This is a genomic window from Promicromonospora sp. NPDC023987 (assembly GCF_040639055.1).
Classification (GTDB): Bacteria; Actinomycetota; Actinomycetes; order Actinomycetales; family Cellulomonadaceae; genus Promicromonospora.
The window spans coordinates 1-25,806 of the sequence record NZ_JBEZZF010000020.1 but is presented as its reverse complement, the minus strand read 5'-3'; the positions used below and the strand labels follow the sequence as shown (position 1 = coordinate 25,806).

Here is a 25,806-nt window from a genome sequence, read left to right as displayed (position 1 = left end):
CCGCTTCGATCTTTTAGTTCTCACGCAGAGCCGCCCAAACCGGCGGCTGATCGGTGATCTACGGTCGCTCCGTACCGGAGAAGGCCTTGACAGTCCTCTTTCGGGCTGGCAATGATGCTACCTATTCATCGAAGCGCTTCGCACAGCTGCGAGGGCGTTCACCGCACGTCAAGGAAGATGTGAATGATGCGTAGGACTGTCTCGGTCATGGCCACGCTCTCAGCGGTCGCCCTCGCCCTCACCGCCTGCTCGTCGGGCTCCGGATCCGGCGGCGCCGATCCCGGCGACGGTGGTCCCATCACACTCGACTACTGGGCCTGGGGCACGGCGCAGCAGCCCATGGTCGACGCGTGGAACGCCGCCCACCCCGACATCCAGGTGAAGCGGACCGACGCCGGCGGCGGGACCGACTCGTCGGCGAAGCTCGTGACCGCCACGCGCGCCGGGAACGCCCCCGACGTCGCGATCGTCGAGTACAACACCCTGCCGGCGATGATCGTGGCCGGCGTGGCCGGGGACATCTCGGAGCACGCCGAAGGGCTCGAGGACGAGTTCGCCCCGGGCGTGTGGAGCCAGGTGACCTTCGACGGCGCCACTTACGGCGTGCCGCAGGACGCGGGCCCCCAGGCGCTCACCTACAACCAGGCGAAGCTCGACGAGCTCGGCATCGAGGTCCCGACCACCTGGGAGGAGTTCGCCGTGGCCGCGGAGAAGGTCCACGAGGCCGACCCCGACACCTACCTCACGACCTTCGCGCCGGCCGAGTTCGGTGGCTTCGCGGGGTACGCACAGCAGGCCGGTGCCGAGTGGTGGTCGGTCGACGGGGACACCTGGACGGTGGACATCGACGACGCCGCGTCCGTCGCGGTCGCCGACTACTGGCAGGACCTCATCGACCGCGATCTCGTGCTGGCCGAGCCCATGCTCACCCCCGAGTGGAACGCCAAGGTCAACCAGGGCGAGGTGCTCTCCTGGCCGGCCGGCCTGTGGGCCGCCGGGGTGCTCTACGGCGTGGCCGAGGAGAGCGCGGGCGACTGGGCCATGGCCCCGCTCCCGCAGTGGGAGGAGGGCGATCCGGCCGTCGGGTTCCAGGGCGGGTCCGCCGTCGTGGTCACGACGTCCACGGAGCACCCGGAGGCCGCCGCCGAGTTCGCGCGGTGGATGGGCACCGCCGACGAGGCCTCCGCCGCACAGATCGAACAGGGCCAGTACCCGGCGTCGCTGGCCGGTCAGGAGCTGACCCTGGCGAGCGACCCGCCCCTGCTGATGCCGCAGCAGGAGGACTACTGGGAGACCGCCGCGGAGATCACCCGGGCCACGATCCCCGAGATCAGCTGGGGACCCAACGTCAACGTCGCGTCGAGCGCGTTCCAGGACGCGATGTCGACGGCCGTCACGAACGGCACCCCGCTGCGTGACGCCCTGACCGAGACCGAGGCCGAGGTGGTCGACGACATGGAGACCACCGGCTTCGAGGTCACCCAGAAGTGACTCCCGGTCGGCGCTGGGGTGCCCCGCTCCTCTTCCTCCTGCCGGCGGCGCTGCTGTTCGTCGCGTTCCTCGCGATCCCGATCTGCTACGCGCTGTACCTGAGCTTCCGGGGGATGCGCATGGCGGGCGGCGGCCCGTTCGGCGTCCGCCAGGAGACCTGGGTGGGACTGGACAACTACGTCGCCGCGTTCACCGACCCCGAGCTCCTCGCGGGGCTGGGACGCCTCGCGATCTACGGGGCCATCGCGGTCCCGCTCACCCTCGGGCTCGCGCTCACCTTCGCGCTCCTGCTCGACCTGCCCCGCGTTCGCGGCTCCCGGTTCTCCCGGACCGCGATCTTCATCCCGTACGCGGTGCCCGGTGTCGTAGCCACGCTCCTGTGGGGCTTCCTCTACCTGCCCTCGACGAGCCCCGCCGGCTGGATCCTCGAGCGGGTCGGCCTCGGCAGCATCGACGTGCTGCACGGCCCGATGATCTTCCCCTCGGTCGCGAACATCGCGATCTGGGGCGGGGTGGGCTTCAACATGATCATCCTGTACACCTCGCTGCGCGGGATCCCGGTGGACGTGTACGAGGCCGCGCGGCTCGACGGAGCCAGCGAGTGGGACATCGCCTACCGGATCAAGATCCCGCTGGTCGCCCCGGCCCTGACGCTCACCGGCCTGTTCGCGCTGATCGGGACGCTCCAGGTGTACGGAGAGCCCACCACGCTGCGGCCGATGACGAGCGCGATCTCCCAGACCTGGGTGCCGCTGATGATGATCTACCGCGACGCCTTCACCCGGGACAACCTGTCCCTCGCCGCCGCGTCGTCGGTCGTCCTCGCTCTCGGCACGCTCGTCGTGTCGGTCATCCTGCTGCGCGTGACGCAGAAGCGTTCGTTCGGAGAGTCCTGATGAGCACCGTCACCACGCCACGCCCCGTGGGCACCCGACGCCTGGTCGCGGAGCGCCCGCGCCCCGCGAGCCGACGCGGAGCGGTCCTGCCCACCGTGGTCCTGATCCTTGGGGCCCTGTACTGCCTCGTGCCCGTGGCCTGGGTCCTGGTCGCCTCGACCAAGTCCAGCTCCGAGCTCTTCTCGACGTTCACCTTCCTGCCCGGCACAGGCCTGCTCGAGAACCTGCGTGACCTGTTCGCCTACGGCGACGGGCAGTACCTGCAGTGGGCGCTCAACAGCGTCCTCTTCGCCGGCGTCGGTGCCGTCGCGTGCACCGTCGTCTCGACGATGGCGGGATACGCGCTCGCCAAGTACGACTTCCCCGGACGCCAGGTCGCCTTCTACGCGATCCTCGGCGGCGTGCTGCTGCCGGGTATCACGCTGGCAGTCCCGCAGTACCTGCTGATGTCCAAGATCGGCCTCGCCGGCACCTACTGGTCGGTGCTCCTGCCCTGTCTGATCTCGCCCTTCGGCATCTTCCTTGCCCGCGTCTACGCCGCGTCGGCCGTGCCGACCGAGACGATGGAAGCGGCGCGCATCGACGGAGCGAACGACGCCCGCGTCTTCGTCTCGGTCGCCCTGCCGATGATGGTGCCCGGCATGGTGACGATCTTCCTGCTGCAGTTCGTGGGGATCTGGAACAACTTCCTCCTCCCGTTCATCATGCTGTCGGACGAGCGGATGTACCCCCTCACGGTCGGCCTGTACACGCTGCTGTCCAAGGGGTCCGGGACGCCGTCGCTCTACACGCTCGCGATCATCGGCTCGGCCGTGGCGATCATCCCGCTCGTCGCGATGATGCTGGTGCTGCAGCGGTACTGGCGGCTCGACCTGATCAGCGGCGGGCTGAAGGGATGAGCGCCGCCCTCGCCCACCAGGCCCTCGGGACGACCGGGCTGCGCGTGCCCTCCGTGGTCCTCGGGACCTCCTCGCTCGGCCGGCGGCTCGATGCCGCCGGCGCGGCCGCCGTGCTGCGCGCCGCCGCCTCCTCCGGGTGGCGGACCTGGGACACGAGCAACGAGTACGGCGACGCCGAGGCGTTCATCGGCTCAGCGCTCGTGGACGCCGGCGGTGCCGGCAGCGCCGGCAGGTCCGACGCCGATGGCCCCGTGCAGGTGTTCACCAAGGCCGACCCGGCACCCGGATCCAGCGACTTCTCGGGCGCCCGCGTCCGGGCGTCCGTCGCCGAGTCCCTCGAACGCCTCGGCGTCGACCGGCTACCGCTGGTGCACTTCCACGACCCGGAGCGCATGACCTTCGCCGACGCCATGGCGCCCGACGGACCGGTCCGCGCGCTGCTGGACCTGCGCGAAGCGGGCACGATCGAGCACCTCGGCGTGGCCGGGGGCCCGATCGGGCTCCTGCGGCGGTACGTCCGCAGCGGAGAGTTCGAGGCCGTCGTGACGCACAACCGCCTCACGCTCCTGGACCGGTCGGCCGAGACCCTGCTGGACGACTGCGCCGAACGTGGCGTGGGCGTACTGACCGCCGCCCCGTTCGGCGGGGGCGCCCTCGCCGACGACGACGGGCCCGTGCGCAGCTACCACTACCGCGACGTCGACCCCGTCCAGCGGGACGCGGTCCTGAGGATCCGCTCGATCGCCCGTGCCGCGGCGATCCCCGTCGGTGCGCTCGCCCTGCGGGCCGGCAACCGCGACCCGCGGGTCGCCGGGACGATCGTCGGCGTGACGAGCACCGCCCAGCTCGCCCAGGTGACGGCGTGGGCGGCCACCGACGTGCCGGACGACATCTGGCCGGAGCTCGACGCCGCCCTGCCCGGACCGGCCCACTGGGCCGGAGAGCTCGGCCGCTGACACGGCTCCCCCGCCGCGGACTCGGCCTCCGCCGTCCACCTGCCCCTCCGCCCCACCGACCCGAGGACAACCCATGACGGTTCCCTTCGCACCCGCCCGCCTGCTCTTCGGCGGCGACTACAACCCCGAGCAGTGGCCGCGTGAGGTCTGGGCCGAGGACATGGCGCTCATGCGCCGCGCAGGCGTGAACACGGTGACGATCGGGGTGTTCTCCTGGGCGGCGATCGAGCCTCGCGAAGGGGAGTTCGACGCCGGCTGGCTGGACGACGTCGTCGCGCTCCTGGACGCCCACGAGATCGGCTTCTTCCTCGCGACGCCCACCGCCTCCCCGCCGCCGTGGTTCACGCGGGCGCACCCGGACGCGATGCCGGTACGCCCGGACGGGACGCGCCTCTCCCACGGCTCGCGTGACACGTACGCGATCAGTGCGCCCGCCTACCGCCAGGCCGCACGTCGCGTCGCGCGGTTCCTCGCCGAGCGGTACGGCGCCCACCCGCGCCTGCGCGGCTGGCACGTGCACAACGAGTACGGCACGGTCGACCACGGCCCGCACGCGGCTGTCGCCTTCCGACGCTGGCTCGAGAAGCGGCACGGCTCGCTCGAGGCGCTGAACGCCGCGTGGAACACCGCGTTCTGGTCCCAGCGGTACGACGACTGGGACGAGATCCTCCCGCCGTGCGCGACGCAGTACCTGCACAACCCCGCCCAGGCCGTGGACTTCAAGCGCTTCTGCTCCGACGAGATGCTCGCGGCGTTCGCCGAGCAGCGCGACGAGATCCGGGCGGCCGGCCCGACTGCGCCGATCACTACCAACTTCATGCTGCCCACGTGGAACCACCTCGACCAGTGGGGCTGGAGCGACCACCTGGACCTGGTGTCGGTCGACCACTATCTCGACACGCCCGGCCCGGACGGCGAGGCGCACGTCGCGTACGGCGCCGACCTGACCCGCTCCTGGGGCGGCGGACCCTGGCTGCTGATGGAGCAGAGCGCCGCCGGCATCCGCGACGGTGCACGGCAGGCCGTCAAGGACCCCGACCGGATGATCCGCAACTCCCTTGGCTACGTCGCCAGGGGCTCCCAGGGCGCGCTGTTCTTCCAGTGGCGGGCGTCGGCGGGCGGATCGGAGACGTGGCACAGCGCGATGGTGCCGCACGCGGGCCCGCGGAGCCGCACGTTCGAGGGCGTGGTGGAGCTCGGGGCGCTGCTCGACCACCTCCAGGAGGTCGCGGCACCGCCCCATGACGGACGCGTCGTCGAGGCCGACGTCGCGGTCCTCTGGGACGCCGACGGCTGGTGGTCGCTCGAGACGCCGCACCTGCCGAACGACGACCTCGACTACGCGACCGAGGTCCGGGCGACGCACCGCGCCCTGTGGCGCGCCGGGGTCGCGGTCGACTTCGTGCGCACCGGCGCCGACGTCGCTCGCTACCGGGTCCTGTTCGTGCCGACCCTCATGGCCGTCGACTCCGACACCGTCGCATGGCTGACCAGGTACGTCGAGGCGGGCGGGCACCTCGTCGTCGGGCGGTTCACCGGTGTCGCGGACGAGCACCAGCGAGTGGTCCCCGGCGGGTACCCGGGGCGGCTGCGCGACCTTCTGGGCGTGCGGGTCACTGAGCACGTCCCGCTCGCGCCCGACGAGAGCCAGGAGCTCAGCGACGGGTCGACCGTGGTCCAGTGGACCGAGCGGATGGACCCGCCCCGGGCAGAGGTCCTTGCGACCTACTCCGCGGGGACGCTCGCCGGTTCCCCCGCCGTCACCCGCCGCAGTGCCGGTGCCGGGACCGCCACGTACGTCTCGGCGGGGCTGACGCAGGAGTCGCTGGACAGGTTCGTCGCTGCGCTGCTCGCGCGGCACGGCGTGCGCCCGGTCCTCCCCGGCGCCGTCGGCACCGGGGTCGAGGCGATCCGGCGGCGCGGCGCGGCGGGTACGTACCTCTTCCTGCTGCACCACGGGGACCGGGCGGTCCGGGTCGCGGGCCCTGGCCACGACCTCGTCAGCGACGCCCCGACGGAACCCGGGATCGTCGTGCCCGCAGGTGGGTATGCCGTGGTCCGCGAGGCGCCGGGCGCCACGTGGTCGGTGACCACGCTCTAGAAGAGGCGGGTCGTCGGGTCGTCCACGCCACGCATCGCGTCATAGTCCAGGAGGAGGGTCGCGATGCCGCGGTCCTTGGCCAGCACGCGCGCCTGCGGCTTGATCTCCTGGGCGGCGTACACGCCGCGGACCGGGGCCAGCATGGGGTCCCGGTTCAGCAGGTCCAGGTACCGCGTGAGCTGCTCGACGCCGTCGATGTCGCCGCGACGCTTGATCTCCACCGCGACCGTGGACCCCGAGCCGTCGCGCGCGAGGATGTCCACCGGTCCGATGGCGGTCGGGTACTCCCGGCGAACCAGGGTGTGGCCGTCGCCCAGCAGGGCGATCTGCTCGGCGAGCAGCTCCTGGAGGTGCGCCTCGACGCCGTCCTTCACGAGACCGGGGTCGATGCCCAGGTCGTGCGCGGAGTCGTGGTGCACGGTGAACAGCTCCACCTCCAGCCGGTCGTCCGACTTGGCGTGCTGAACGGTCCACACCTCCGTGACACCGCGCTCGGCGGCCTCCTCGGACGGCTCACGCACCGCCAGGGTGCACGGGGGGCTCATCCAGTTCAGCGGCTTGTACGAGCCGCCGTCGGAATGAATCAGCACGCTTCCGTCAGCCTTGACCACGAGCAGCCGCGTCGCCTGCGGGAGCATCGCGGTCAGGCGGCCCGTGTAGAGGGCGGAGCAGTCGGCCACGACCAGCCGCATCAGAGAACCAGATCCTGTCGTCCGGGAGGGGCGGCCTCGAGCCAGGAGGCGAGGCCGAAGTAGTCGCCGGCGGCGAGATCGAGCTCGAAGTCGAGCCCGTCGTACCGGCACTGGACGAGATAGTGGTCACCCTGACCACGCTCGTCCGGGTCCAGCGGGGTGCGGCCGGTCACTGCCAGCCGCTCCCGGTACCACGTGCGGGCCGGACGGGGCGACAGCGACCAGCACCGCCACCACTCGATCCGGCCCACCGCGTACTGGGCGATGCCCGGCGTCCAGGAACCCTCGGGGTTTCCGGTCGGCCGGGCACTGCAGTCGAACGAACCCACCCTGCGGGAAAGCGTCCGCAGCCGGGAGATACCGGCCGCGAGCACAAGTGCGAGCGCACCGAGCACCGCTATCGCGATCCAGATGACGCCCGGCACTCGCGCTCTCCCTCAGACCAGGGAGATCTCGTCGACCACCAGGGTGACGAGGTTGTTGTCCACGGACACGAAACCACCGGTGACCTGCGCCTCCAGGGCGGGGCCTGAGGCCGTCTCCACCTTGATCGCGCCCGGGCGAAGCACAGCCAGCAGCGGCGTGTGGTTCGCCAGGATGCCGATCTGGCCGTCCGCGGACGGCGCGCTCACCTGAGTCGCCGTACCGCTCCAGACCTTACGGTCCCGGGACACGAGGTCCACGCTCAGCTCTGCCACGAGAGCTCCTTCCGATGTAGCGGGCGCGATGCCGCCCCTTGCCGGTCGCCCTGACCTTCCGGGCTGCCCAGCGGGGCGGCATCACGCACGGGGTTGCGAGGCCTCAGGCCCCGTACTCCTTCTGGATCCGTGCCCAGTTCTCTTCGAGCATCTCAAGCCCACCGATGTTGTAGAAGGCCTGCTCGGCGATGTGGTCGAACTCACCGTCGCAGATCTTCTTGAATGCCTCGATGGTCTCAGACAGGGGGACCGTCGAGCCCTCCACGTCCGTGAACTTCTTGGCCATGTAGGTGTTCTGGGAGAGGAACTGCTGGACGCGGCGCGCACGCGCCACGACCGTCTTGTCCTCTTCCGAGAGCTCGTCGACACCGAGGATGGCGATGATGTCCTGCAGCTCCTTGTTGCGCTGCAGGATGGACTTCACGCGGGTCGCGACGTCGTAGTGCTCCTGGCCCACGTACCGCGGGTCGAGGATGCGGGACGTCGAGGTCAGCGGGTCGATCGCCGGGTAGAGACCCTTCGACGCGATCTCTCGGGAGAGCTCGGTCGTCGCGTCCAGGTGGGCGAACGTCGTGGCCGGGGCCGGGTCCGTGTAGTCGTCAGCGGGCACGTAGATGGCCTGCAGCGACGTGATGGAGTGACCACGCGTCGAGGTGATGCGCTCCTGGAGGAGGCCCATCTCGTCGGCGAGGTTCGGCTGGTAACCCACGGCGGACGGCATCCGGCCGAGCAGCGTGGAGACCTCGGAACCGGCCTGCGTGAAGCGGAAGATGTTGTCGATGAAGAGCAGCACGTCCTGCTTCTTCACGTCGCGGAAGTACTCCGCCATCGTCAGCGCCGACAGGGCGACCCGCAGGCGCGTGCCCGGCGGCTCGTCCATCTGGCCGAACACCAGCGCGGTCTTGTCGAAGACGCCGGCCTCGTCCATCTCGTCGATGAGGTCGTTGCCCTCACGGGTGCGCTCGCCGACACCGGCGAACACGGACACACCACCGTGGTCCTGGGCCACACGCTGGATCATCTCCTGGATGAGGACCGTCTTGCCGACGCCCGCACCACCGAAGAGACCGATCTTGCCACCCTGCACGTACGGGGTCAGCAGGTCGATGGACTTGATGCCCGTCTCGAACATCGCCGTCTTCGACTCGAGCTGGTCGAATGCCGGGGGCTTGCGGTGGATCGGCCAGCGCTCGGTGATCTCCAGCTTCTCGCCCTCGGCGAGGTTCAGGACCTCACCGATGACGTTGAAGACCTTGCCCTTGGTGACGTCGCCCACGGGGACCGTGATGGGCGAGCCGGTGTCGGTCACCACGGCGCCGCGGACCAGGCCGTCGGTGGGCTTGAGCGCGATGGCCCGCACCAGGGAGTCGCCCAGGTGCTGCTCGACCTCGAGCGTCATGGTGAACGTGTTGGCGGCGTCGCCCTTGCCGGACAGGTCGATCTCGACGGTGAGCGCGTTGTAGATCTCGGGGATCGCGTCGTCGGGGAACTCGATGTCCACGACGGGGCCGATCACCCGAGCGACTCGGCCAGTTGCCGGCTCGCTCGGGGCCGCGCCGTGTGGTGATTCCACGGTGGTGGCGGTCATACTTGCCTCGCTTCGGTGGGCCGGAGGGTCCTCCGGCGGGGGTTCAGGTTCAGTGGTCTGGTCAGGACGCCAGGGCGTCGGCACCGGAGACGATCTCGCTGATCTCCTGCGTGATGTCGGCCTGACGGGCCTGGTTGGCCAGCCGGGTGTACGTGCGGATCAGTTCCTCGGCGTTGTCCGTCGCCGTGTGCATGGCACGCTGGCGGGCGGCCAGCTCCGACGCCGCGGCATCGAGCAGCGCCGCATAGATGCGGTTCTGCACGTACCTCGGGAGCAGAGAGTCCAGCACGGCCTCTGGCGACGGCTCGAAGTCGTAGAGCGGCAGGATCTCTTGATCTCCCGCCTCCACCACACCCTCGACGACCTCCAGCGGCAGCATGCGCACGACGTGCGGACGCTGGGTCACCATGTTGACGAACTGCGTCGAGACCACGTGCAGCTCCGAGACGCCGTCCTCGTCATCGGTCGCGAGGAACTTCTCGAGCAGTACCTGCCCGATCTCCTCGGCGATCTCCGGCGTCGGCCGCTCCGAACCGTACGTCCATGCCTGGACGACGTTGCGCCCACGGAACGAGAAGTACGAGATCGCCCGACGGCCGGCGACGTAGAGGAGAACCTCCTTGCCGTCGGCGACGAGCTGCTGCGTCAGCCGCTCGGCCTCACGGACGATCGACGCGGGGTACGAGCCCGCCATGCCGCGGTCAGAGGAGACCACGAGCACCGCGGCTCGCTTGCCGCCCTGTTCCCGGGTGAGCGGGTGGTCGATGTCCGTGTGCGTCGCGACAGCCGACACCGCACGGGTGATCGCCTGGGCGTACGGTGCCGCCGCCGCAGTCCGCGCACGGGCCTTGCCGATGCGAGACGCGGCGATCAGCTCCTGGGCACGGAACATCTTCTTCAGCGACTGCGTCGACTTGATCCGTGCCTTATAGATGCGCTGGGATCCACCGGCCACGGGTCAGGCCTTCTTCTTGACGACGACCTGCGCCTGCTCGACGTCGACGGGCTCGTCGTCCGTCTCGCCACCGACGAGAGCGGTGCCGTCGCCCCGCTGGAAGCCGGCCCGGAAGTCGTCGACGGCGGCGCCGAGGGCGTCCTCCGTGTCGGAATCCATCTTGCCGGACTCCAGGATCTTCGGCAGGACGTCAGACTTGCGACGCAGGTGGTCCAGGAACTCGGACTCGAAGCGCTTGACGTCCTCTACCGCGACGTCGTCGAGCTTGCCCTTCGTGCCTGCCCACACCAGGGCGACCTGGTCCTCGACCGGGTACGGCGAGTACTGGGGCTGCTTGAGCAGCTCCGTCAGGACGGCACCGCGCTTCAGCTGCGCGCGGGACGCCGCGTCGAGGTCGGACGCGAACATCGCGAACGCCTCGAGCGAGCGGTACTGCGCCAGCTCCAGCTTGAGCGTGCCGGAGACCTTCTTCATCGCCTTGATCTGCGCGTCACCACCGACTCGGGAGACCGAGATACCGACGTCCACCGCGGGACGCTGGTCGGCGTTGAACAGGTCGGACTGCAGGAAGATCTGGCCGTCCGTGATGGAGATGACGTTCGTCGGGATGTACGCCGAGACGTCGTTCGCCTTGGTCTCGATGATCGGCAGACCGGTCATCGAGCCGGCACCCAGCTCGTCCGAGAGCTTCGCACAACGCTCGAGCAGACGGGAGTGCAGGTAGAAGACGTCACCCGGGTAGGCCTCGCGGCCCGGCGGGCGCCGCAGCAGCAGCGAGACGGCACGGTAGGCCTCTGCCTGCTTCGACAGGTCGTCAAAGATGACGAGGACGTGCTTGCCCTGGTACATCCAGTGCTGGCCGATGGCCGAGCCCGTGTACGGGGCGAGGTACTTGAAGCCTGCCGGGTCGGACGCCGGAGCCGCGACGATGGTCGTGTACTCGAGCGCGCCCGCCTCCTCGAGGGCGCCACGCACGGAGGCGATGGTCGAGCCCTTCTGGCCGATGGCGACGTAGATGCAGCGCACCTGCTGGGTCGGGTCGCCCGACTCCCAGTTCGCCTTCTGGTTGATGATCGTGTCGACAGCGATCGCCGTCTTGCCGGTCTGGCGGTCACCGATAATCAGCTGCCGCTGACCGCGGCCGATCGGGATCATCGAGTCGATCGCCTTGATACCGGTCTGCAGCGGCTCGTGCACCGACTTGCGCTGCATGACGCCGGGCGCCTGCAGCTCGAGGGCGCGGGTGCCCTCGGTGTCGATCGCGCCGAGGCCGTCGATGGGCGTACCCAGCGGGTCGACCACGCGGCCGAGGTAGCCCTCGCCCACGGGGACCGAGAGCACCTCACCGGTGCGGCGGACCTCCTGGCCCTCCTCGATGCCGGTGAACTCGCCGAGGACGACCACACCGATCTCGCGGACATCGAGGTTCTGCGCGAGTCCGAGCGTGCCGTCCTCGAAGCGCAGCAGCTCGTTGGCCATCACGCCCGGGAGGCCCTCGACGCGGGCGATGCCGTCCGCGGCGTACGAGACGCGGCCCACTTCCTCGGCGACAGCTTCCTGGGGCTCGTAGGCCTTCACGAAGCTGTCCAGTGCGGCCCGGACCTCGTCCGGCCGGATCGTCAGCTCAGCCATTGCTCTTCTCCTGTCGTGGCCGCGAAAGCCGCGGCGGAAGGTTCATGTTCACGTTTTCAGCCGGCCAGACGACGCGAGGCGTCAGCAAGGCGCGACAGGACAGTGGAGTCGACGACGTCCGCGCCGACCTGGATGCGCATGCCCCCGACGATGGCGGGGTCCACGGTGACGTTCAGCTGCACGGGCTTCCCGTACGAGCGCTCGAGCAGCGCACCGAGGCGCTGCTCCTGCTCGCGGGTGAGCATCGTCGCGCTCGTCACGGAGGCGACGAGGCGCTTGCGACGCTCCGCCGCGACCTCGCCGAACCAACCGAGCGTCTGCACGAAGCGCCGGCCACGCGGCGACGAGGTCGCGCGCTGCGCCAGGCGCTGGGTCACGGTGTCGACCTTTCCGCCGACCAGCGTGTCCACGAGCGCGACCCGGCGTTCGGGAGCCGTCGTGGAGTCCGAGAGAGCCTGCTTGGCCTCCCGCTGGCCGTCCAGCGACCGGGCGAACCGGAACAGCTCGTCCTCCACCCTCTCGAGCGCGCCGCGCGCCTCGGCGGACGCCAGGACGGCGTCCAGCCCGAGACGCTCGACGGCCTCGCCGAGGTCGGCGTCACCCGCCCAGCGCGACCGGACGAGCCCGGAGACCAGGTCGACCACGCGCTCGTCGAAACCGCTCAGCAGGCCGGCCACCAGGCCGGCCTTGGCCTCGCCCTCGCGGGAGGGATCGGCGAGCGAGCGGCGCAGCGCGGCGGATTCGTCCAGCGCCGACACCAGGGTGAGCAGCTGCTCGCCCAGCGTCAGTGCGTCCGCACCCGCGGCACGCAGCACCGGCTCGAAGCGCTCCTGCGCCGCCTTCAGCGATGCCCCGCTCGATCCCCGCATCACGCCTCCTTGTTGCTTGCCACGGCCTGGCTTGCCTCGAGCTCGTCGAGGAAGCGGTCCACCACACGCGACTGCCGAGCCGAGTCCTCGAGAGACTCGCCCACGATCTTCGACGCCAGACCGGTCGCGATCGCGCCGACCTCGGTCCGCAGGGACACGGACGCGGCCTGACGGTCGGCCTCGATCTGTCGACGGGCGGTCTCGGTGATGCGCTCCGCCTCCTCGCTCGCCTTGACCTTGAGGTCCTTGACGATGGCGGTGCCCTCGGCACGCGCCTCCTCGCGGACCTGCGCGGCGTCGGCACGGGCCTCGGCGAGCAGCTCCTGCTGCTGCGCCAGCGCCTGGTCGGCCTGCTTCTGGGCTGCCTCAGCCTTTTCGATACCGCCCTCGATCAGAGCGGAGCGCTCGTCGAGCATCTTGTTCATCGGCGGCAGCACGAACTTGTAGAACACCACCGCGATGATCAGGATCGTGACCGATGACCACAGCAGGTCGTATCCGGCGGGCAGGAACAGATCGATGCCCGCGGGCTCTTCATTCGCTGCCACGACGGCGGCAGCGCCCGGGAGCGCAGCCATCACGCGGCGGGGAAGAGGAAGCCGGCGACCAGGCCGAGCAGCGCGAGCACCTCGACGAACGCGACACCCAGGAACATGGTCGCGCGGAGCTGGCCGGCGACCTCGGGCTGACGGGCCATGCCCTCGATCGTCTTGCCGATGAGGATACCGAGGCCGATACCAGGGCCGGTGGCGGCGAGGCCGTAGCCGACAGCGTTCAGGTTACCGGTGACCTCGGCGAGAGTGGTGACGTCCACTTGCGTCTTCCTTCCGTTGGGCGCCGAACCAGGTGGGACGGCGTCGCGTGGTGTGCGGAGGCGCTGGTGCGCCCGTCGCGGGTTTTCCAGGTGAAGCTATGAAGCGCCGCCCGGAGGAGCAGTCAGTGCTCCTCCTCCAGCGACATGCTGATGTAGACCGCGGCCAGCAGCGCGAAGATGTACGCCTGCAGGAACGCGACCAGAAGTTCGAAGAGGGTCACGAAGATGCCCGCCGGGAGCGTGAGCGCCCCGAAGATCATCAGACCCGAACCCGCCGAGTCCACGACGAAGAACTGCGTGGCGGCGAAGCAGAGCACGAGCATGATGTGACCGGCGACCATGTTGGCCACGAGTCGCACCATTAGCGAACCCGGTCGGATGATCAGGATCTGCAGCAGCTCGATCGGCGTCAGGATGAAGTAGATCGGCCACGGCACGCCGGGTGGGAACAGGTTCGACTTGAGGTAGCCGCCGAGCCCGTGCTTGCGGATGCCGACGGCCCAGTAGGTGACGAACACCCACAGGGCCAGGAGCAGCGGCACGCCGATCCGCGAGGTGGCGGCGAGGTTCAGCCCCGGGATCACACTCGTGAGGTTGAACGCCAGGATGGTGAAGAAGATGGTGGTGAGCATGGGCAGGAAACGCCTGGCGTTGTCCTTACCCAGGATCTCCTCGCCGATCTGTACCCGGACGAAGCTCAGCAGGTACTCGACGGCTGCCTGGAACCGACCCGGCACCACCTTGGCCCGGCGGGCGGCGATCACGAAGACCGACAGCAGCACCAGGGTGGCGATGACCCGGATGATCCAGATGCGATCGATCTGGAAGATCGTGTCCTCGAAGAGGATTGCCGGCGGGAAGAAGTCGGAGATCGACGGCGGGTGGAAGCCGCCCTCACCCTCGTGGCCTTCGGTGGCGGCGAGGATTACGGACGTCGCATGCGTGGACAGGAGGACTCCCAGGTGGTCATTAGGCCCTGCGCGCGTCACCGCAAAGGGGCGGAACGGGCGCGCCGTCGGGCCTGGCCGTCATGGATTCAGTCGTAAGCCTAACCCATGTCGGACGAGGAATTGGCCGCTTAACCGCACAGCGCGGCCCCTTGTGACTTATTGCGCAACCCAGTGCCGGGTCAATGCCGGCACGGATGTGTCCGTCAGGCCCCGGCTTCGGGCTCGACGTACGTGACGCGGCCGTTCTTGACCGCGCGATAGTCGAGGAGTGCCGCACCGACCGCCCCGAGCAACAACACGACGAACAGGACCACGCGGTCATAGAAATCAAACCGCGTGAGCACCAGGAGCACGGCGACGAGAACCACCATCTTGGCGATCCAGGTACCCATCACCACCGCGCCCATCGCGGTAGCGCCCTTACCCACGGTGTAGAGCATCGACCACACGGTGGTCCCGCAGAAGAACGCGGCGATCGCCGCGCCGATCAGACCGCCCCAGAGCCCTGGCACACCCGCGACCAGGAGACCGACGAGCGAGCCGAGGACCGCGAGCGCGGCCACGAGGATCAGGCCGTCGCGCAGTGCCGCACGCAGCATCGCCTGCTCGGCGGCGCCCCGCGGTGCGCCGGGGGCGTGTGGTACCTGCTCGGTCATTCGATGGTCTCCTTGGTCTTGGGCGAGGCGCTCGGGTGAGCGGCGCTCGGGCGAGGTTCGCTCTGCGGTGCGAGGCGCTGCACCGGCAGCCCGGCGTCGAGCCGGGAGCCGTCGGTGGCCGCGGCCCCGACCGCAGCGGGAACCCTCGGGGTCTGGCCGGACAGCGCGGCGACGTCGTCGTCCAGGAAGCGGCCGCGGTGGCGCAGCGGGCCAAGGGTGGCGAGCAGCGCGAGCACCACGAACACGGTGGTCCACATCAGCACGATCTCCCAGTCCCACTGCACGAGCGCCGCGGCGCTGAACGCGAACACTGCGGTCCACACGTACAGGATGACCACGGCGCGGCGGTGGGAGTGGCCGAGGGAGAGCATGCGGTGGTGCAGGTGCATGCGGTCGGGCGCCATGGGTGACTTGCCGGCGGCCAGCCGCCGGATCACCGCGAGCCCCATGTCGAGCAGCGGCAGCATGAGCACCGCCACCGGCAGCAGGAGGGGGATGAACGCGGGCAGCGCCTTGGCGCCCGTCATGATGCCCGGCGGGATGTTGCCGGTCACGGTGATCGCGGCGCCCGCCATCACCAGACCGATCAGCATGGACCCGGCGTCGCCCATGAAGATGTGCGCCGGGTGGAAGTTGTGCGGCAGGAACCCGACGCACACGCCAACCATCACGGCGAGCATGAGCGAGGCGAGGCTGGCGTAGTTGTCCGGCGTGGACTGCTGGGTGAGCCCGTAGGTGTAGAGGAAGAACGCGGAGCCGCCGATGGCGACGATGCCGGCGGCGAGGCCGTCGAGGCCGTCCACGAAGTTCACCGCGTTCATCGCGATCACGATGACCAGCACCGTGACCACGAGCGACATGCGCGACGACGTGATGGTCACGCCGGCGATGGGCATGGTGATGAGCTGGACGCCCTGCAGCGCCATGAAGCCGGCGGCCAGCACCTGGCCCGCGAGCTTGGTGATCCAGTCGAGGTCCCACTTGTCGTCGGCCCAGCCGAGCGCGCAGACGATGGCGGCCCCGCCGACGATGCCCCAGACCTGGGGGGCCTGCCTGGCGGAGAAGACGCCCTCGAGGAACGGCATCTGGGAGGCCAGCAGCACCGCCACGATGATGCCGATCAGCATCGCGAGCCCGCCGAGCCGCGGCGTGGGGACCTGGTGCACGTCACGGGCGCGCACCGCCGAGATGGCCGAGGTCTGCAGGGCGACCCACCGGGCGAAGGGCGTGGTCAGGAACGTGACCGCGGCGGCCACGAGCATCAGGAGCAGGTACACCCTCACTCGTCGTCCTCCGCGGCGTCGGCCGAGGGATCGCTCGGGTCGTCCTCACGCGACGCCGCTGGTCCGTCGACGTCGGCGACCTCGCGCAGCGCCTCGAGCGACACGGCGCCCTCACGGACGACGCGCAGCCCGGGCCCGGTCGCGTCCACGATCGTGGACGCGACAGCACCCGGTGCCTCGCCTCCGTCGAGGTAGACGGCCACCGCCTCGCCGAGCTGGCGTTCGGCGTCCGCCACGTCCAGGGCGGCAGGGCTGCCCGACTTGTTCGCGCTGGAGACGGCCAGCGGGCCCGTGCGCTTGAGCAGCGCGAGCGCCGCCGGGTGGTCCGGCATCCGCAGGGCGACGGTGCCGCCCGTGTCGCCGAGATCCCACTGCAGCGACGGTTGCGCGCGCAGGATGATCGTGAAGCCGCCGGGCCAGAAGGCCTCGACGAGCTTGCGGGCGTCGTCGGGCACGTCGATGGCCAGGCCGTCGAGGGTCGCCACCTCCCCCACCAGGACCGGCGGCGGCATCTGCCGGCCGCGGCCCTTGGCCGCGAGGAGGGCGGCTACCGCCGCCTCGTCGAACGCGTCAGCACCGATGCCGTACACGGTGTCGGTGGGCAGGACCACGACACCGCCACGGGATATCGCGTTCACTGCCTCGTCGATCGCGGGGCCCCAGGTCTGCGGGTCGGTGGCGTCGAGCACGGGATGCACAGGCACACTCACGCGCAACAGTCTTTCACGATCCGGGGACCGGAGATGCCGTGCGGCGCGCGACCACCATGCGGGGCCGGCCGGTCAGGTCCTTGCGGGTCTCCGGGATGCCGAACACAGGGTGCCCGTCGGCGTCGCGCGCCGCGGCGACCATCGTCCGGGCGGCCTCCGCCTGGACCTCGGCATGCTCCATGACGTACAGCCCGCCGGGCCGCAGCAGCCGCGCGGCGGCGTCGGTGATCCCGCGCGGCACCTCCAGCCCGTCGGGCCCCAGCCCGTACAGCGCGACGGCCGGGTCGTGCTCGGCGACCTCCGGGTCCACCGGCACGGCGTCCGACGGCACGTACGGCGGGTTCGAGACGACGACGTCGGCCAGTCCGTCGATGCCGTACAGCGCCGTGCGGGCATCGCCCTTGACGAGCCGCACCACCCGCTCGGGCGCGGCCTGCGGCGTCGTGCCCGTCCCGACGCCCGCCACGGCAGCACTCACGGCGTCGACGTTGCGTTCCGCCCAGGCGTGCGCGTCCTTGTCCAGCTCGACGGCGTGCACGCGGGTGCCGGGCACCTCGGTGGCGACGGCCAGCGCGATCGCCCCGGTTCCGGTGCACAGGTCGACGACGACGGCGCTCTCGCGCTCACCGACGATCTTGGCCGCCTCGTCGATGGCTACCTGCGCCACCTCCTCGGTCTCCGGCCGGGGCACGAAGACCCCCGGCCCCACCGCCAGCTCGAGGTGCCGGAACGCAGCGGTCCCGGTCAGGTGCTGCAGGGGCTCGCGCGCGGCTCGCCGGGACACGAGCAGGGAGAAGGCGTCTGCCGCGTCGTCGGGCACCTCGCGGCCCAGCACGACGAGCCGTCGCAGCTCCCCGCGGTCCACACCGAGGGCGTACGCCAGCAGCACCTCGGCGTCGGCCTGGGGCGACGCCACCCCGGCGTCGGCCAGCTCCTCGAAGGCCCACTTCAACAGCTGTGCACTCACCGCACTCCTCCGCCCACACCGCAAGCCTGCCCCGCACCCGGCCCGGCGTGCAATAGCACCCGGACCCGCGCCTCAGACACCGGACGCTGCCGCGAGCCGCGCCGCCTCGTCGGCGTCGATCGCCGACCGCACGACGGGGCCGAGGTCGCCGTCGAGCACCTGGTCGAGGTTGTAGGCCTTGTAGCCGGTGCGGTGGTCCGCTATCCGGTTCTCGGGAAAGTTGTAGGTCCGGATCCGCTCGGAACGGTCGACCGTGCGCACCTGCGAGCGGCGCAGCTCGGCCGACTCGGCGGCGGCGGCCTCGGCCTGCGCGGCGAGCAGCCGGGCCCGGAGGACCCGCATGGCCTGCTCACGGTTCTGCAGCTGCGACTTCTCGTTCTGCATGGAGACGACGATGCCCGTCGGCAGGTGCGTGATACGCACCGCGGAGTCCGTGGTGTTCACGGACTGGCCGCCCGGGCCCGACGAGCGGTAGACGTCGATCCGCAGGTCGTTCTGGTCGATCTCGAGCTCGCCCGGGTCGTCGACCTCTGGGAACACCAGCACACCGGCGGCCGACGTGTGGATGCGGCCCTGCGACTCCGTGACCGGGACCCGCTGCACGCGGTGGACACCGCCCTCGTACTTGAGGCTGTGCCAGACGCCGTCCTCCGGGCCCTGGACGTTCTTCGCCTTGATGGCGACCTGCACGTCCTTGTAGCCGCCGAGGTCGGACGCGGTGGCCTCCAGCAGCTGCGTCGACCAGCCCTGCTGCTCCGCGAAGCGCAGGTACATGCGCAGCAGGTCGCCGGCGAACAGGGCGGACTCCTCGCCGCCCTCCCCTGCCTTGATCTCGAGGATGACGTCGCGGCCGTCGTCGGGGTCGCGGGGCACCAGCACGCGGCGGAGCTTCTCCTCGGCGACTGCCTCGGCCTCCTTCAGGCTCGGCAGCTCCTCGGCGAACGACGCGTCGTCGACGGCCAGCTCGGCGGCGGCCTCCGCGTCGTCGTGCGCCTGCTCCCAGGCGCGGTACGCACCCACCACCTGGTTGAGCTCCGCGTACCGCCGCCCAAGGGTCCGTGCGCGGCCGGGATCGGCATGCACGGCGGGGTCGGCAAGCGCCGACTCGATCTCGGCGTGCTCGCTGACCAACGCCCCGACGGCGGCAAACGACTCGGTCACGATCTCTCCTGGCTACGGCGGCGTTGAGTGCTGGATATTTGCCGTTCCAGCGGTGTCAGAAGGGCAAATATCCAGCACTCAACGAAGTGGGGGAAGGTGGGGAAACGACAGCGCCGGTGGTCCGGTGCCCGACTGCCCCTGGAGAGGTTGTCGGGCCGGACCACCGGCGCTGCGAAGTCGCTACTTGTCGGCGGCCTTCTTGCCGTAGCGCGCCTGGAACCGGGCCACGCGGCCACCGGTGTCCATGATCTTCTGCTTGCCCGTGTAGAACGGGTGGCAGGCGCTGCACACGTCGGCGGAGATCTTGCCGGACGTCTCGGTGCTGCGCGTGGTGAACGTGTTACCGCAGGTGCAGGTGACCTCGGTGACGACGTACTCGGGGTGGATACCAGCCCTCATGTTGCTCCTTGGTGTGATGCCGCTGGGTCGCCCTGCAGAATCGCAGTGACGTGAACCAGCGAGCCAGCCATTCATTCTGCCACTACCTCGCCCTAGTCGGCGAGACAGTGGGGGTGTGACGTGAGTCGGACGGTCCCGAGACGGTCCCTAGACGGTCTCGCCGACGTTCTCGTCGTCCGTCAGACCGCCAGGCGTCGTCTTCTGCACGTGCAGCAGGAACTCGACGTTGGTCTTGGTCTTCTTGAGCTGTCCGAGCAGGAGCTCGGCTGCCTGCGTCTGGTCGAGCGCACCCATGACGCGGCGCAGCTTGTAGACGATCGCGAGCTCGTCCTTCGACATGAGGATCTCCTCACGACGAGTGCTCGACCCGTTGACGTCGATCGCCGGGAAGATGCGCTTCTCGGCAAGGGACCGGGAGAGCCGCAGCTCCATGTTGCCGGTGCCCTTGAACTCCTCGAAGATCACCTCGTCCATCTTCGACCCGGTCTCCACCAGGGCGGTGGCCAGGATGGTCAGCGAGCCGCCGTCCTCGATGTTGCGCGCGGCGCCGAAGAACTTCTTGGGCGGGTAGAGCGCCGCGGCGTCCACACCACCGGACAGGATGCGGCCCGACGCCGGGGCGGCCAGGTTGTAGGCGCGCGACAGGCGGGTGATGCCGTCGAGCAGCACCACGACGTCCTGGCCCAGCTCCACGAGGCGCTTGGCGCGCTCGATCGCGAGCTCGGCGACCAGCGTGTGGTCCGAGGCGTGCCGGTCGAACGTCGAGGAGATGACCTCGCCCTTGACCGAACGCTCGAAGTCGGTGACCTCTTCCGGACGCTCGTCCACCAGCACGACCATGAGGTGGACCTCAGGGTTGTTGAGCGAGATCGCGTTGGCGATCTGCTGCATCATCAGCGTCTTGCCCGCCTTGGGCGGCGCGACGATGAGGCCACGCTGGCCCTTGCCGATCGGGGCGACGATGTCGATCACGCGCGGCGTGAGCTTGGTCGCCTCGGGGTTCTCCAGGCGCAGGCGCTCCTGCGGGTACAGCGGCGTCAGCTTGGTGAACTCGGGGCGCTCGCGCGCCTCCTCCGGCGTCATGCCGTTCACGGAGTCCAGGCGCACCAGGGCGTTGACCTTGTTGACCTTGGCGCCGCGCCCGGTCGGCTGCTGCGGGGGCTCCTCGCCCTCACGCGGCTGGCGCACGGCCCCGACGACGGCGTCGCCGCGGCGCAGGCCGGACTTCTTGACCTGGTTCAGCGACACGTACACGTCGTTGTTGCCGGGCAGGTAGCCCGACGTCCGCACGAACGCGTAGTTGTCGAGGATGTCCAGGATGCCGGCGACGGGGAGCAGCACGTCGTCATCGCGCACCTCGACGTTGTCGAGGCCCGCGACGTCCGGACCCTGGCGACCGCGGCCGCGCTTGCGGTCCCGACCACGGTCCCGACCCCGACGGCGACGCGAGTTGCGGTCCTCCTCGGAGTCGGTGCGGTCACTGGCGCGGTCGTTGTTCCGCTCGACGCCGCGGCTGTTGCCGCGCTCGGCCCGGTCACCGTTACGGTCGCCGGCACGGTCGTTGGAGTTGCCGCGCTCGTTGGCGCGGTCGTTGCCGCGGGCGCCCTGCCGGCCGGCCTGGGCGTTCCGGCCCTTGTCGTCGCCGGCCTTCTCGCCGTTCCCTTCCGGGGCGCCCTGGCCGCGGCCGGAGCGACGTCCGCCGCCCTGCTCGCGCGGGGCCGCCACGGCCTCGGCCAGCTGGGCCAGGCGAGCGGCCTTGTCGGCGTCCGTGGTCGCGTCGGCGCGCACGCTCGAGGCGGCGACCTCGGCGGCGGCGACCGGCGCCTCGGCACGGGCAGCCTTGTCGACCGGCGCCTCGGCGCGGGCAGGCTTGTCGTTGGTGGCGGGCTTCTCGGCGGAGGCGGAGGCGGCACGGTCAGGACGCTTCGTCGCGCCGCCCGTCTTCTCGCGGATGGTGTCCACGAGGTCGCTCTTACGCATCCTGGAGGTGCCCTTCACGCCCAGGTCTCCGGCGAGTGCCTGGAGCTCGGCGAGGCGCATGCTGCTCAGCGCTCCGGCTCCGGCCGCACGGCCGGCAGCTGACTGAGCGTTATCGGTGGTGTCTGTCACGAAGGACCCTTCCCCCTCGAACTGCGGCTGATCGCGTGATCGCGGGCCGCGGGATGGTGGGCGCCCGGCGCTGAATGGCCGGAACGCGAAAAACCTCGCATCCGTGGTACGACGACGACGGCTGACGGGGGCGTTGTCTGCCTTCTCGCGAGATGCGGTGGCCGTTGGTCACGGCCTGCAACGGGCACGGTTGAGCGGCTGAGACTCTGTGGAGCAGCTCTGCCGGATCAGGCGGTGAAGAACCGAAGCTGAGTCCGAGTTCCAGCCACCATGGCTCACGACGTGCGATCCCGAAGGTTCACTGCATACTACCACCCCGTACTGCTGGCGATCCTGGTACGACATGACGCCCGGTTGCACCTGACGAACCGGACGATAGCGCACCCGCGTCCCCGGAGATCCTCCGTGCGCGTGCGCCGCTCAGGTCGATCCCTGGACTGATCCGCCGCCACCCCGCCGTCTCGTCCACGAGATCCGCCAGGACGGCGTCCCGCCGGGCCCGGTGACCCGGCCCTGCGAGCACCAGGACGGTCGGCCCCGCACCCGAGACGGTCGCCGGGACGCCCTCGTCCCGCAGGGCCCTCAGCAGCTCGCTGGAGGCCCCGAGGACGGCCGCGCGGTACGGCTGGTGCAGCCTGTCCTCCGTCGCGTCGAACAGCAGCTCCGGGCGCCGTGCCAGGGCCTCCACGAGCAGCGCCGCGCGGCCCGCCGTGAACGCCGCGTCGCCGTGCGACACCTGCTCGGGCAGGGCGGCCCGCGCCCGGGAGGTGGCGAGCCGTGCGTCGGGCACCAGCACGGTGGCCTCGATCGTCGGATCGACGTCGAGGCCGACGGCGCGGGGCCCGTCGTCGGTGGTCCACGCGACGGTGGCGCCGCCCTGGATGGCGGGCGCCGCGTTGTCGGGATGGCCCTCGAACTCCGTGGCGAGCGCCAGCACCGTTGCGGCGTCGACGGCCCGTGGCTCGGCCAGGAGGGCCCGCGCGGCCACGATCCCGGCCACGACCGCCGCGGACGACGACCCGAGCCCTCGGCCGTGCGGGATCACGTTGTGGCACGTCATGTGGACACCGGTGGGAACGGCACCGGCCAGCTCCATGGTGCGACGCAGCGCGCGCACCACCAGGTGGTCCGCCCCGAGGGGCACGTTCCCCGCACCCTCGCCGTGGACCTCCACCACCACGTCGGAGCTCGCCACGAGGCGCACCTCGACCTCGTCGTACAGGGCGAGGGCCAGGCCGAGCGAGTCGAACCCCGGCCCGAGGTTCGCGCTCGTCGCGGGCACCCGGACCCGCACGTGGTCGGCGCCGAGCTGCATCAGAGTGACAGTGCGTCGGCGATCGAGACGACGTCGGCGGACACCCGCACGGGTTCCACGTCGCCGCCCTCGGGCGTGCGCAGCGCCCAGCTCGGGTCCTTGAGCCCGTGCCCGGTCACGGTGATGGTGATGCGTGCTCCCGCGGGGACCAGGCCGCGCTCGTGCCGCGCCAGGAGACCCGCGACGCCGGCGGCGGAGGCGGGCTCCACGAACACGCCCACCTCGGCGGAGAGGATCCGGTGCGCCGCGAGGATCTGCTCGTCGGTCACCGCCTCGATGACACCGCCGGACGTGTCCCTTGCCTCCTCGGCGAGCTGCCACGACGCGGGGTTGCCGATACGGATGGCGGTGGCGATGGTGTCCGGCTCGTCGACCGGGTGGCCCTTCACGATCGGGGCCGCACCGGCCGCCTGGAAGCCCCACATCGCCGGCGTCCGGCTCGCGCCCCCGGCCTCCGCGTACTCCCTGAAGCCCTTCCAGTACGCCGTGATGTTGCCGGCGTTGCCGACGGGCAGCAGGTGGAGGTCAGGGGCGTCGCCCAGCGCGTCCACGATCTCGAACGCGGCGGTCTTCTGCCCCTCGATGCGGTCGGGGTTCACGGAGTTCACGAGCTCCACCGGGTGGGTGTCCGCGAGCTTGCGGGCGGCCACGAGGCAGTCGTCGAAGTTGCCGTCCACCTGCAGCAGGCGCGCGCCGTGCGCGACGGCCTGGCTCAGCTTGCCCATGGCGATCTTGCCTTCCGGCACGAGCACCGCGCAGATCATGCCGGCGCGCGTGGCATAGGCGGCCGCCGACGCCGACGTGTTGCCGGTCGACGCGCACACCACGACCCGGGCGCCGCGGCCGGCAGCAGCGGAGATCGCCGCGGTCATGCCGCGGTCCTTGAACGAGCCGGTCGGGTTCATGCCCTCGACCTTGACGTAGACGTCGGCGCCGGTGCGCTCGGACAGCGCAGGGGCGGGCACCAGCGGCGTCCCGCCCTCGCCCAGCGTCACGATCTTGCGCTGCACGTGGGCGGGCATGCGGTCGGCGTACTCGGCGATCACGCCGCGCCACAGGCGTGACGTGGCCGGTCCACCGGAGGCGGCGGAGGGGAGGTTCGGTTCAGCGGGCAGCACAGGAGGCACGGGTTCAGCCTTCGACTCTCAGGACGGACGTGATCTCGCGGACCGGTTCGAGGTTGCGCACGGCCGCGATGGTGGCAGCCAACGACGCCTCACGGGCGGCGTGGGTGGTCAGGAGCAGCTCGGCGGTGCCCTCGGAGGGACCAGTCTGACGCATCGTGTCGATCGACACGCCGTGGTCGCCCACGACCCCCGCGACCTGGGCGAGGACGCCCGGGAGGTCGGCGACGAGCAGGCGGACCTGGTAGCGGGTGACCGCCGCGTCCGCCGGCAGCAGCGGACGGGCCGCGTAGATGGACTCCTGCGGGCCCTTGCCACCGAGCACGCGGTGACGGGCCGCCGAGACGACGTCACCCAGCACCGCGGAAGCGGTGGGCCGGCCACCGGCGCCCTGGCCGTAGAACATGAGCGGGCCGGCCGCGTCCGCCTCGACGAAGATCGCGTTGAACGCGCCCTTGACGCCCGCCAGCGGGTGCTCCAGCGGTACCAGTGCCGGGTGCACCCGCACGGACACGCCCTCACCGGTCTGCTCGGCGATGGCCAGCAGCTTCACGGCATGGCCCGTCCGCGCTGCCCATGCGACGTCGTCCGGGGTGACGTCCGTGATGCCCTCGCGGGCGACGTCGTCGGCCGAGACGCGGGTGTGGAAGGCGAGGCTGGCGAGGATCGCGGCCTTCGCGGCCGCGTCGTACCCTTCGACGTCGGCAGTGGGGTCCGCCTCCGCGTAGCCGAGCTCCTGCGCCTGCTTGACCGCCTCCTCGAGGTCGAGGCCGCTCGTGGCCATCTGGTCCAGCACATAGTTCGTGGTGCCGTTGACGATGCCGAGGACCCGGCGCACGTAGTCGCCCGCCAGGGACTCCCGCACCGGGCGCACGATGGGGATGGCGCCCGCCACTGCCGCCTCGTAGTAGATGTCGACGCCGGCGGAGTCGGCGGCCTTGTAGAGCGTGGGTCCGTCCGCCGCCAGGAGCGCCTTGTTCGCCGTGACCACGGCGGCCCCGCTCTCGATGGCACGGAGCAGCAGACCACGAGCCGGCTCGATGCCGCCCATCACCTCGATGACGATGTCCGCGCCGTCCACCAGCGACTCCACGTCCTCGGTCAGGAGGTCGCGCGGGATGACGGCGTCGCGGGGACGGTCCGCGTCGCGGACCGCGATCCCGGCGAGCTCCAGCGGGGCACCGACCCGGGCGGCGAGGTCCGCACCCTGGTCGAGGAACATCCGAGCCACCTCGGTGCCCACGACACCACAGCCGAGCAGTGCGACGCGCAGCCCGCGTGCGGGCTCAGGAACGTGGACAGGCACAGCGATCCTGCTTTCGTCTTCGGGGAACGGTCCGGTCCGGCGCAGGTCCACACGGGGAGTTCCGGACGTTGCGATCAGGGTAACCGCAGCGTCCGACACACGAGACCCGTGTCTCACGACAGAAGCGCCCAAGTAGAACCAGGGCGAAGTAGAACTGTGGCGAGATAGAACCGCAGCAATCGGCAGATGCCTCGCTGCGGGCGCCCGATCCCGTGGCCCCGGTCGTGGATCCGGA

25 protein-coding genes are annotated in these 25,806 nt (G+C 70.7%); 5 read left to right on the top strand and 20 right to left on the bottom strand.

Going from position 1 to position 25,806, the window contains the following annotated elements; all coding sequences use genetic code 11:
- The first annotated feature begins 207 nt into the window (after positions 1-207).
- From AB0F40_RS11600 to AB0F40_RS11580, 5 genes are all read left to right on the top strand, one after another.
- Positions 208-1,491: a sugar ABC transporter substrate-binding protein gene (locus AB0F40_RS11600; protein WP_357466883.1), complete on the top strand. Its 1,284-nt coding sequence runs from the start codon at positions 208-210 to the stop codon at positions 1,489-1,491.
- The gene (locus AB0F40_RS11595) at positions 1,488-2,387 is read left to right on the top strand and encodes a sugar ABC transporter permease (protein ID WP_357466881.1); all 900 of its coding nucleotides are present in this window, start codon (positions 1,488-1,490) and stop codon (positions 2,385-2,387) included. Before AB0F40_RS11600 ends, AB0F40_RS11595 begins: the two co-directional genes overlap by 4 nt.
- The gene (locus tag AB0F40_RS11590; protein WP_357466879.1) at positions 2,387-3,286 is read left to right on the top strand and encodes a carbohydrate ABC transporter permease; all 900 of its coding nucleotides are present in this window, start codon (positions 2,387-2,389) and stop codon (positions 3,284-3,286) included. The genes AB0F40_RS11595 and AB0F40_RS11590 overlap by 1 nt, the downstream gene beginning before the upstream one ends.
- A complete protein-coding gene (locus AB0F40_RS11585; protein WP_357466877.1) occupies positions 3,283-4,242 on the top strand; it encodes an aldo/keto reductase in 960 nt (319 codons plus the stop codon). The genes AB0F40_RS11590 and AB0F40_RS11585 overlap by 4 nt, the downstream gene beginning before the upstream one ends.
- 73 nt (positions 4,243-4,315) lie before the next feature.
- The gene (locus AB0F40_RS11580; RefSeq protein WP_357466874.1) at positions 4,316-6,343 is read left to right on the top strand and encodes a beta-galactosidase; all 2,028 of its coding nucleotides are present in this window, start codon (positions 4,316-4,318) and stop codon (positions 6,341-6,343) included.
- Here AB0F40_RS11580 and nucS read toward each other — a convergent pair.
- From nucS to AB0F40_RS11480, 20 genes are all read right to left on the bottom strand, one after another.
- Positions 6,340-7,035, bottom strand: coding sequence for an endonuclease NucS (gene nucS / locus AB0F40_RS11575; RefSeq protein ID WP_357466871.1), 696 nt, complete (start codon positions 7,033-7,035; stop codon positions 6,340-6,342). The genes AB0F40_RS11580 and nucS overlap by 4 nt on opposite strands.
- Positions 7,035-7,460 (bottom strand): DUF2550 domain-containing protein, encoded by a 426-nt coding sequence (locus AB0F40_RS11570; protein ID WP_357466868.1) that lies wholly within the window; start codon positions 7,458-7,460, stop codon positions 7,035-7,037. Before AB0F40_RS11570 ends, nucS begins: the two co-directional genes overlap by 1 nt.
- Before the next feature lie 12 nt (positions 7,461-7,472).
- Complete coding sequence (locus AB0F40_RS11565; RefSeq protein WP_253872692.1) at positions 7,473-7,733, bottom strand: F0F1 ATP synthase subunit epsilon; 261 nt, start codon at positions 7,731-7,733, stop codon at positions 7,473-7,475.
- Positions 7,734-7,836: 103 nt separating this feature from the next.
- Entirely contained in the window at positions 7,837-9,321 is a 1,485-nt protein-coding gene (gene atpD / locus AB0F40_RS11560; RefSeq protein WP_357466865.1) for a F0F1 ATP synthase subunit beta, read from the bottom strand.
- A 61-nt stretch (positions 9,322-9,382) separates the two neighbouring features.
- The gene (locus tag AB0F40_RS11555) at positions 9,383-10,276 is read right to left on the bottom strand and encodes a F0F1 ATP synthase subunit gamma (protein WP_357466862.1); all 894 of its coding nucleotides are present in this window, start codon (positions 10,274-10,276) and stop codon (positions 9,383-9,385) included.
- Between the two features lie 3 nt (positions 10,277-10,279).
- Complete coding sequence (gene atpA / locus AB0F40_RS11550) at positions 10,280-11,908, bottom strand: F0F1 ATP synthase subunit alpha (RefSeq protein WP_357466859.1); 1,629 nt, start codon at positions 11,906-11,908, stop codon at positions 10,280-10,282.
- 56 nt (positions 11,909-11,964) lie between these two features.
- The gene (locus tag AB0F40_RS11545) at positions 11,965-12,777 is read right to left on the bottom strand and encodes a F0F1 ATP synthase subunit delta (RefSeq protein ID WP_357466856.1); all 813 of its coding nucleotides are present in this window, start codon (positions 12,775-12,777) and stop codon (positions 11,965-11,967) included.
- Positions 12,777-13,355, bottom strand: a complete 579-nt coding sequence (locus AB0F40_RS11540; RefSeq protein ID WP_357466854.1) for a F0F1 ATP synthase subunit B — start codon at positions 13,353-13,355, stop codon at positions 12,777-12,779. The genes AB0F40_RS11545 and AB0F40_RS11540 overlap by 1 nt, the downstream gene beginning before the upstream one ends.
- On the bottom strand, positions 13,355-13,591 hold the full coding sequence (locus tag AB0F40_RS11535) for an ATP synthase F0 subunit C (RefSeq protein ID WP_119142629.1): 237 nt from the start codon (positions 13,589-13,591) through the stop codon (positions 13,355-13,357). Before AB0F40_RS11535 ends, AB0F40_RS11540 begins: the two co-directional genes overlap by 1 nt.
- Before the next feature lie 122 nt (positions 13,592-13,713).
- Entirely contained in the window at positions 13,714-14,580 is an 867-nt protein-coding gene (gene atpB, locus AB0F40_RS11530) for a F0F1 ATP synthase subunit A (protein WP_357466851.1), read from the bottom strand.
- A gap of 164 nt (positions 14,581-14,744) precedes the next feature.
- A complete protein-coding gene (locus AB0F40_RS11525) occupies positions 14,745-15,197 on the bottom strand; it encodes a hypothetical protein (RefSeq protein WP_357466849.1) in 453 nt (150 codons plus the stop codon).
- A complete protein-coding gene (locus tag AB0F40_RS11520; protein ID WP_357466846.1) occupies positions 15,194-16,480 on the bottom strand; it encodes an MraY family glycosyltransferase in 1,287 nt (428 codons plus the stop codon). The genes AB0F40_RS11525 and AB0F40_RS11520 overlap by 4 nt, the downstream gene beginning before the upstream one ends.
- Positions 16,477-17,190 (bottom strand): L-threonylcarbamoyladenylate synthase, encoded by a 714-nt coding sequence (locus AB0F40_RS11515; protein WP_357466844.1) that lies wholly within the window; start codon positions 17,188-17,190, stop codon positions 16,477-16,479. Before AB0F40_RS11515 ends, AB0F40_RS11520 begins: the two co-directional genes overlap by 4 nt.
- Positions 17,191-17,203: 13 nt before the next feature.
- A complete protein-coding gene (prmC, locus tag AB0F40_RS11510; protein ID WP_357466841.1) occupies positions 17,204-18,157 on the bottom strand; it encodes a peptide chain release factor N(5)-glutamine methyltransferase in 954 nt (317 codons plus the stop codon).
- 72 nt (positions 18,158-18,229) lie between these two features.
- Positions 18,230-19,318 (bottom strand): peptide chain release factor 1, encoded by a 1,089-nt coding sequence (prfA, locus tag AB0F40_RS11505; protein WP_357466838.1) that lies wholly within the window; start codon positions 19,316-19,318, stop codon positions 18,230-18,232.
- Positions 19,319-19,498: 180 nt separating this feature from the next.
- On the bottom strand, positions 19,499-19,717 hold the full coding sequence (gene rpmE, locus AB0F40_RS11500; RefSeq protein WP_357466835.1) for a 50S ribosomal protein L31: 219 nt from the start codon (positions 19,715-19,717) through the stop codon (positions 19,499-19,501).
- Between the two features lie 147 nt (positions 19,718-19,864).
- Positions 19,865-21,826, bottom strand: coding sequence for a transcription termination factor Rho (rho, locus tag AB0F40_RS11495; RefSeq protein WP_357466832.1), 1,962 nt, complete (start codon positions 21,824-21,826; stop codon positions 19,865-19,867).
- 298 nt (positions 21,827-22,124) lie between these two features.
- On the bottom strand, positions 22,125-23,141 hold the full coding sequence (gene thrB, locus AB0F40_RS11490) for a homoserine kinase (protein WP_357466829.1): 1,017 nt from the start codon (positions 23,139-23,141) through the stop codon (positions 22,125-22,127).
- Entirely contained in the window at positions 23,141-24,199 is a 1,059-nt protein-coding gene (gene thrC, locus AB0F40_RS11485) for a threonine synthase (RefSeq protein WP_357467020.1), read from the bottom strand. The genes thrB and thrC overlap by 1 nt, the downstream gene beginning before the upstream one ends.
- A 73-nt stretch (positions 24,200-24,272) precedes the next feature.
- Complete coding sequence (locus AB0F40_RS11480; RefSeq protein WP_357466826.1) at positions 24,273-25,571, bottom strand: homoserine dehydrogenase; 1,299 nt, start codon at positions 25,569-25,571, stop codon at positions 24,273-24,275.
- Positions 25,572-25,806 lie beyond the last annotated feature (235 nt).

What these genes read in the sequence shown, in the direction of transcription:
- AB0F40_RS11600 (WP_357466883.1), top strand. Translation starts at nt 208, where the DNA reads ATGGCCACGCTCTCAGCGGTCGCCCTCGCCCTCACCGCCTGCTCGTCG.
- AB0F40_RS11590 (WP_357466879.1), top strand. Translation starts at nt 2,387, where the DNA reads ATGAGCACCGTCACCACGCCACGCCCCGTGGGCACCCGACGCCTGGTC.
- AB0F40_RS11585 (WP_357466877.1), top strand. Translation starts at nt 3,283, where the DNA reads ATGAGCGCCGCCCTCGCCCACCAGGCCCTCGGGACGACCGGGCTGCGC.
- AB0F40_RS11580 (WP_357466874.1), top strand. Translation starts at nt 4,316, where the DNA reads ATGACGGTTCCCTTCGCACCCGCCCGCCTGCTCTTCGGCGGCGACTAC.
- nucS (WP_357466871.1), bottom strand. Translation starts at nt 7,035, where the DNA reads ATGCGGCTGGTCGTGGCCGACTGCTCCGCCCTCTACACGGGCCGCCTG.
- atpD (WP_357466865.1), bottom strand. Translation starts at nt 9,321, where the DNA reads ATGACCGCCACCACCGTGGAATCACCACACGGCGCGGCCCCGAGCGAG.
- atpA (WP_357466859.1), bottom strand. Translation starts at nt 11,908, where the DNA reads ATGGCTGAGCTGACGATCCGGCCGGACGAGGTCCGGGCCGCACTGGAC.
- AB0F40_RS11545 (WP_357466856.1), bottom strand. Translation starts at nt 12,777, where the DNA reads ATGCGGGGATCGAGCGGGGCATCGCTGAAGGCGGCGCAGGAGCGCTTC.
- AB0F40_RS11540 (WP_357466854.1), bottom strand. Translation starts at nt 13,355, where the DNA reads ATGGCTGCGCTCCCGGGCGCTGCCGCCGTCGTGGCAGCGAATGAAGAG.
- AB0F40_RS11525 (WP_357466849.1), bottom strand. Translation starts at nt 15,197, where the DNA reads ATGACCGAGCAGGTACCACACGCCCCCGGCGCACCGCGGGGCGCCGCC.
- rpmE (WP_357466835.1), bottom strand. Translation starts at nt 19,717, where the DNA reads ATGAGGGCTGGTATCCACCCCGAGTACGTCGTCACCGAGGTCACCTGC.
- thrB (WP_357466829.1), bottom strand. Translation starts at nt 23,141, where the DNA reads ATGCAGCTCGGCGCCGACCACGTGCGGGTCCGGGTGCCCGCGACGAGC.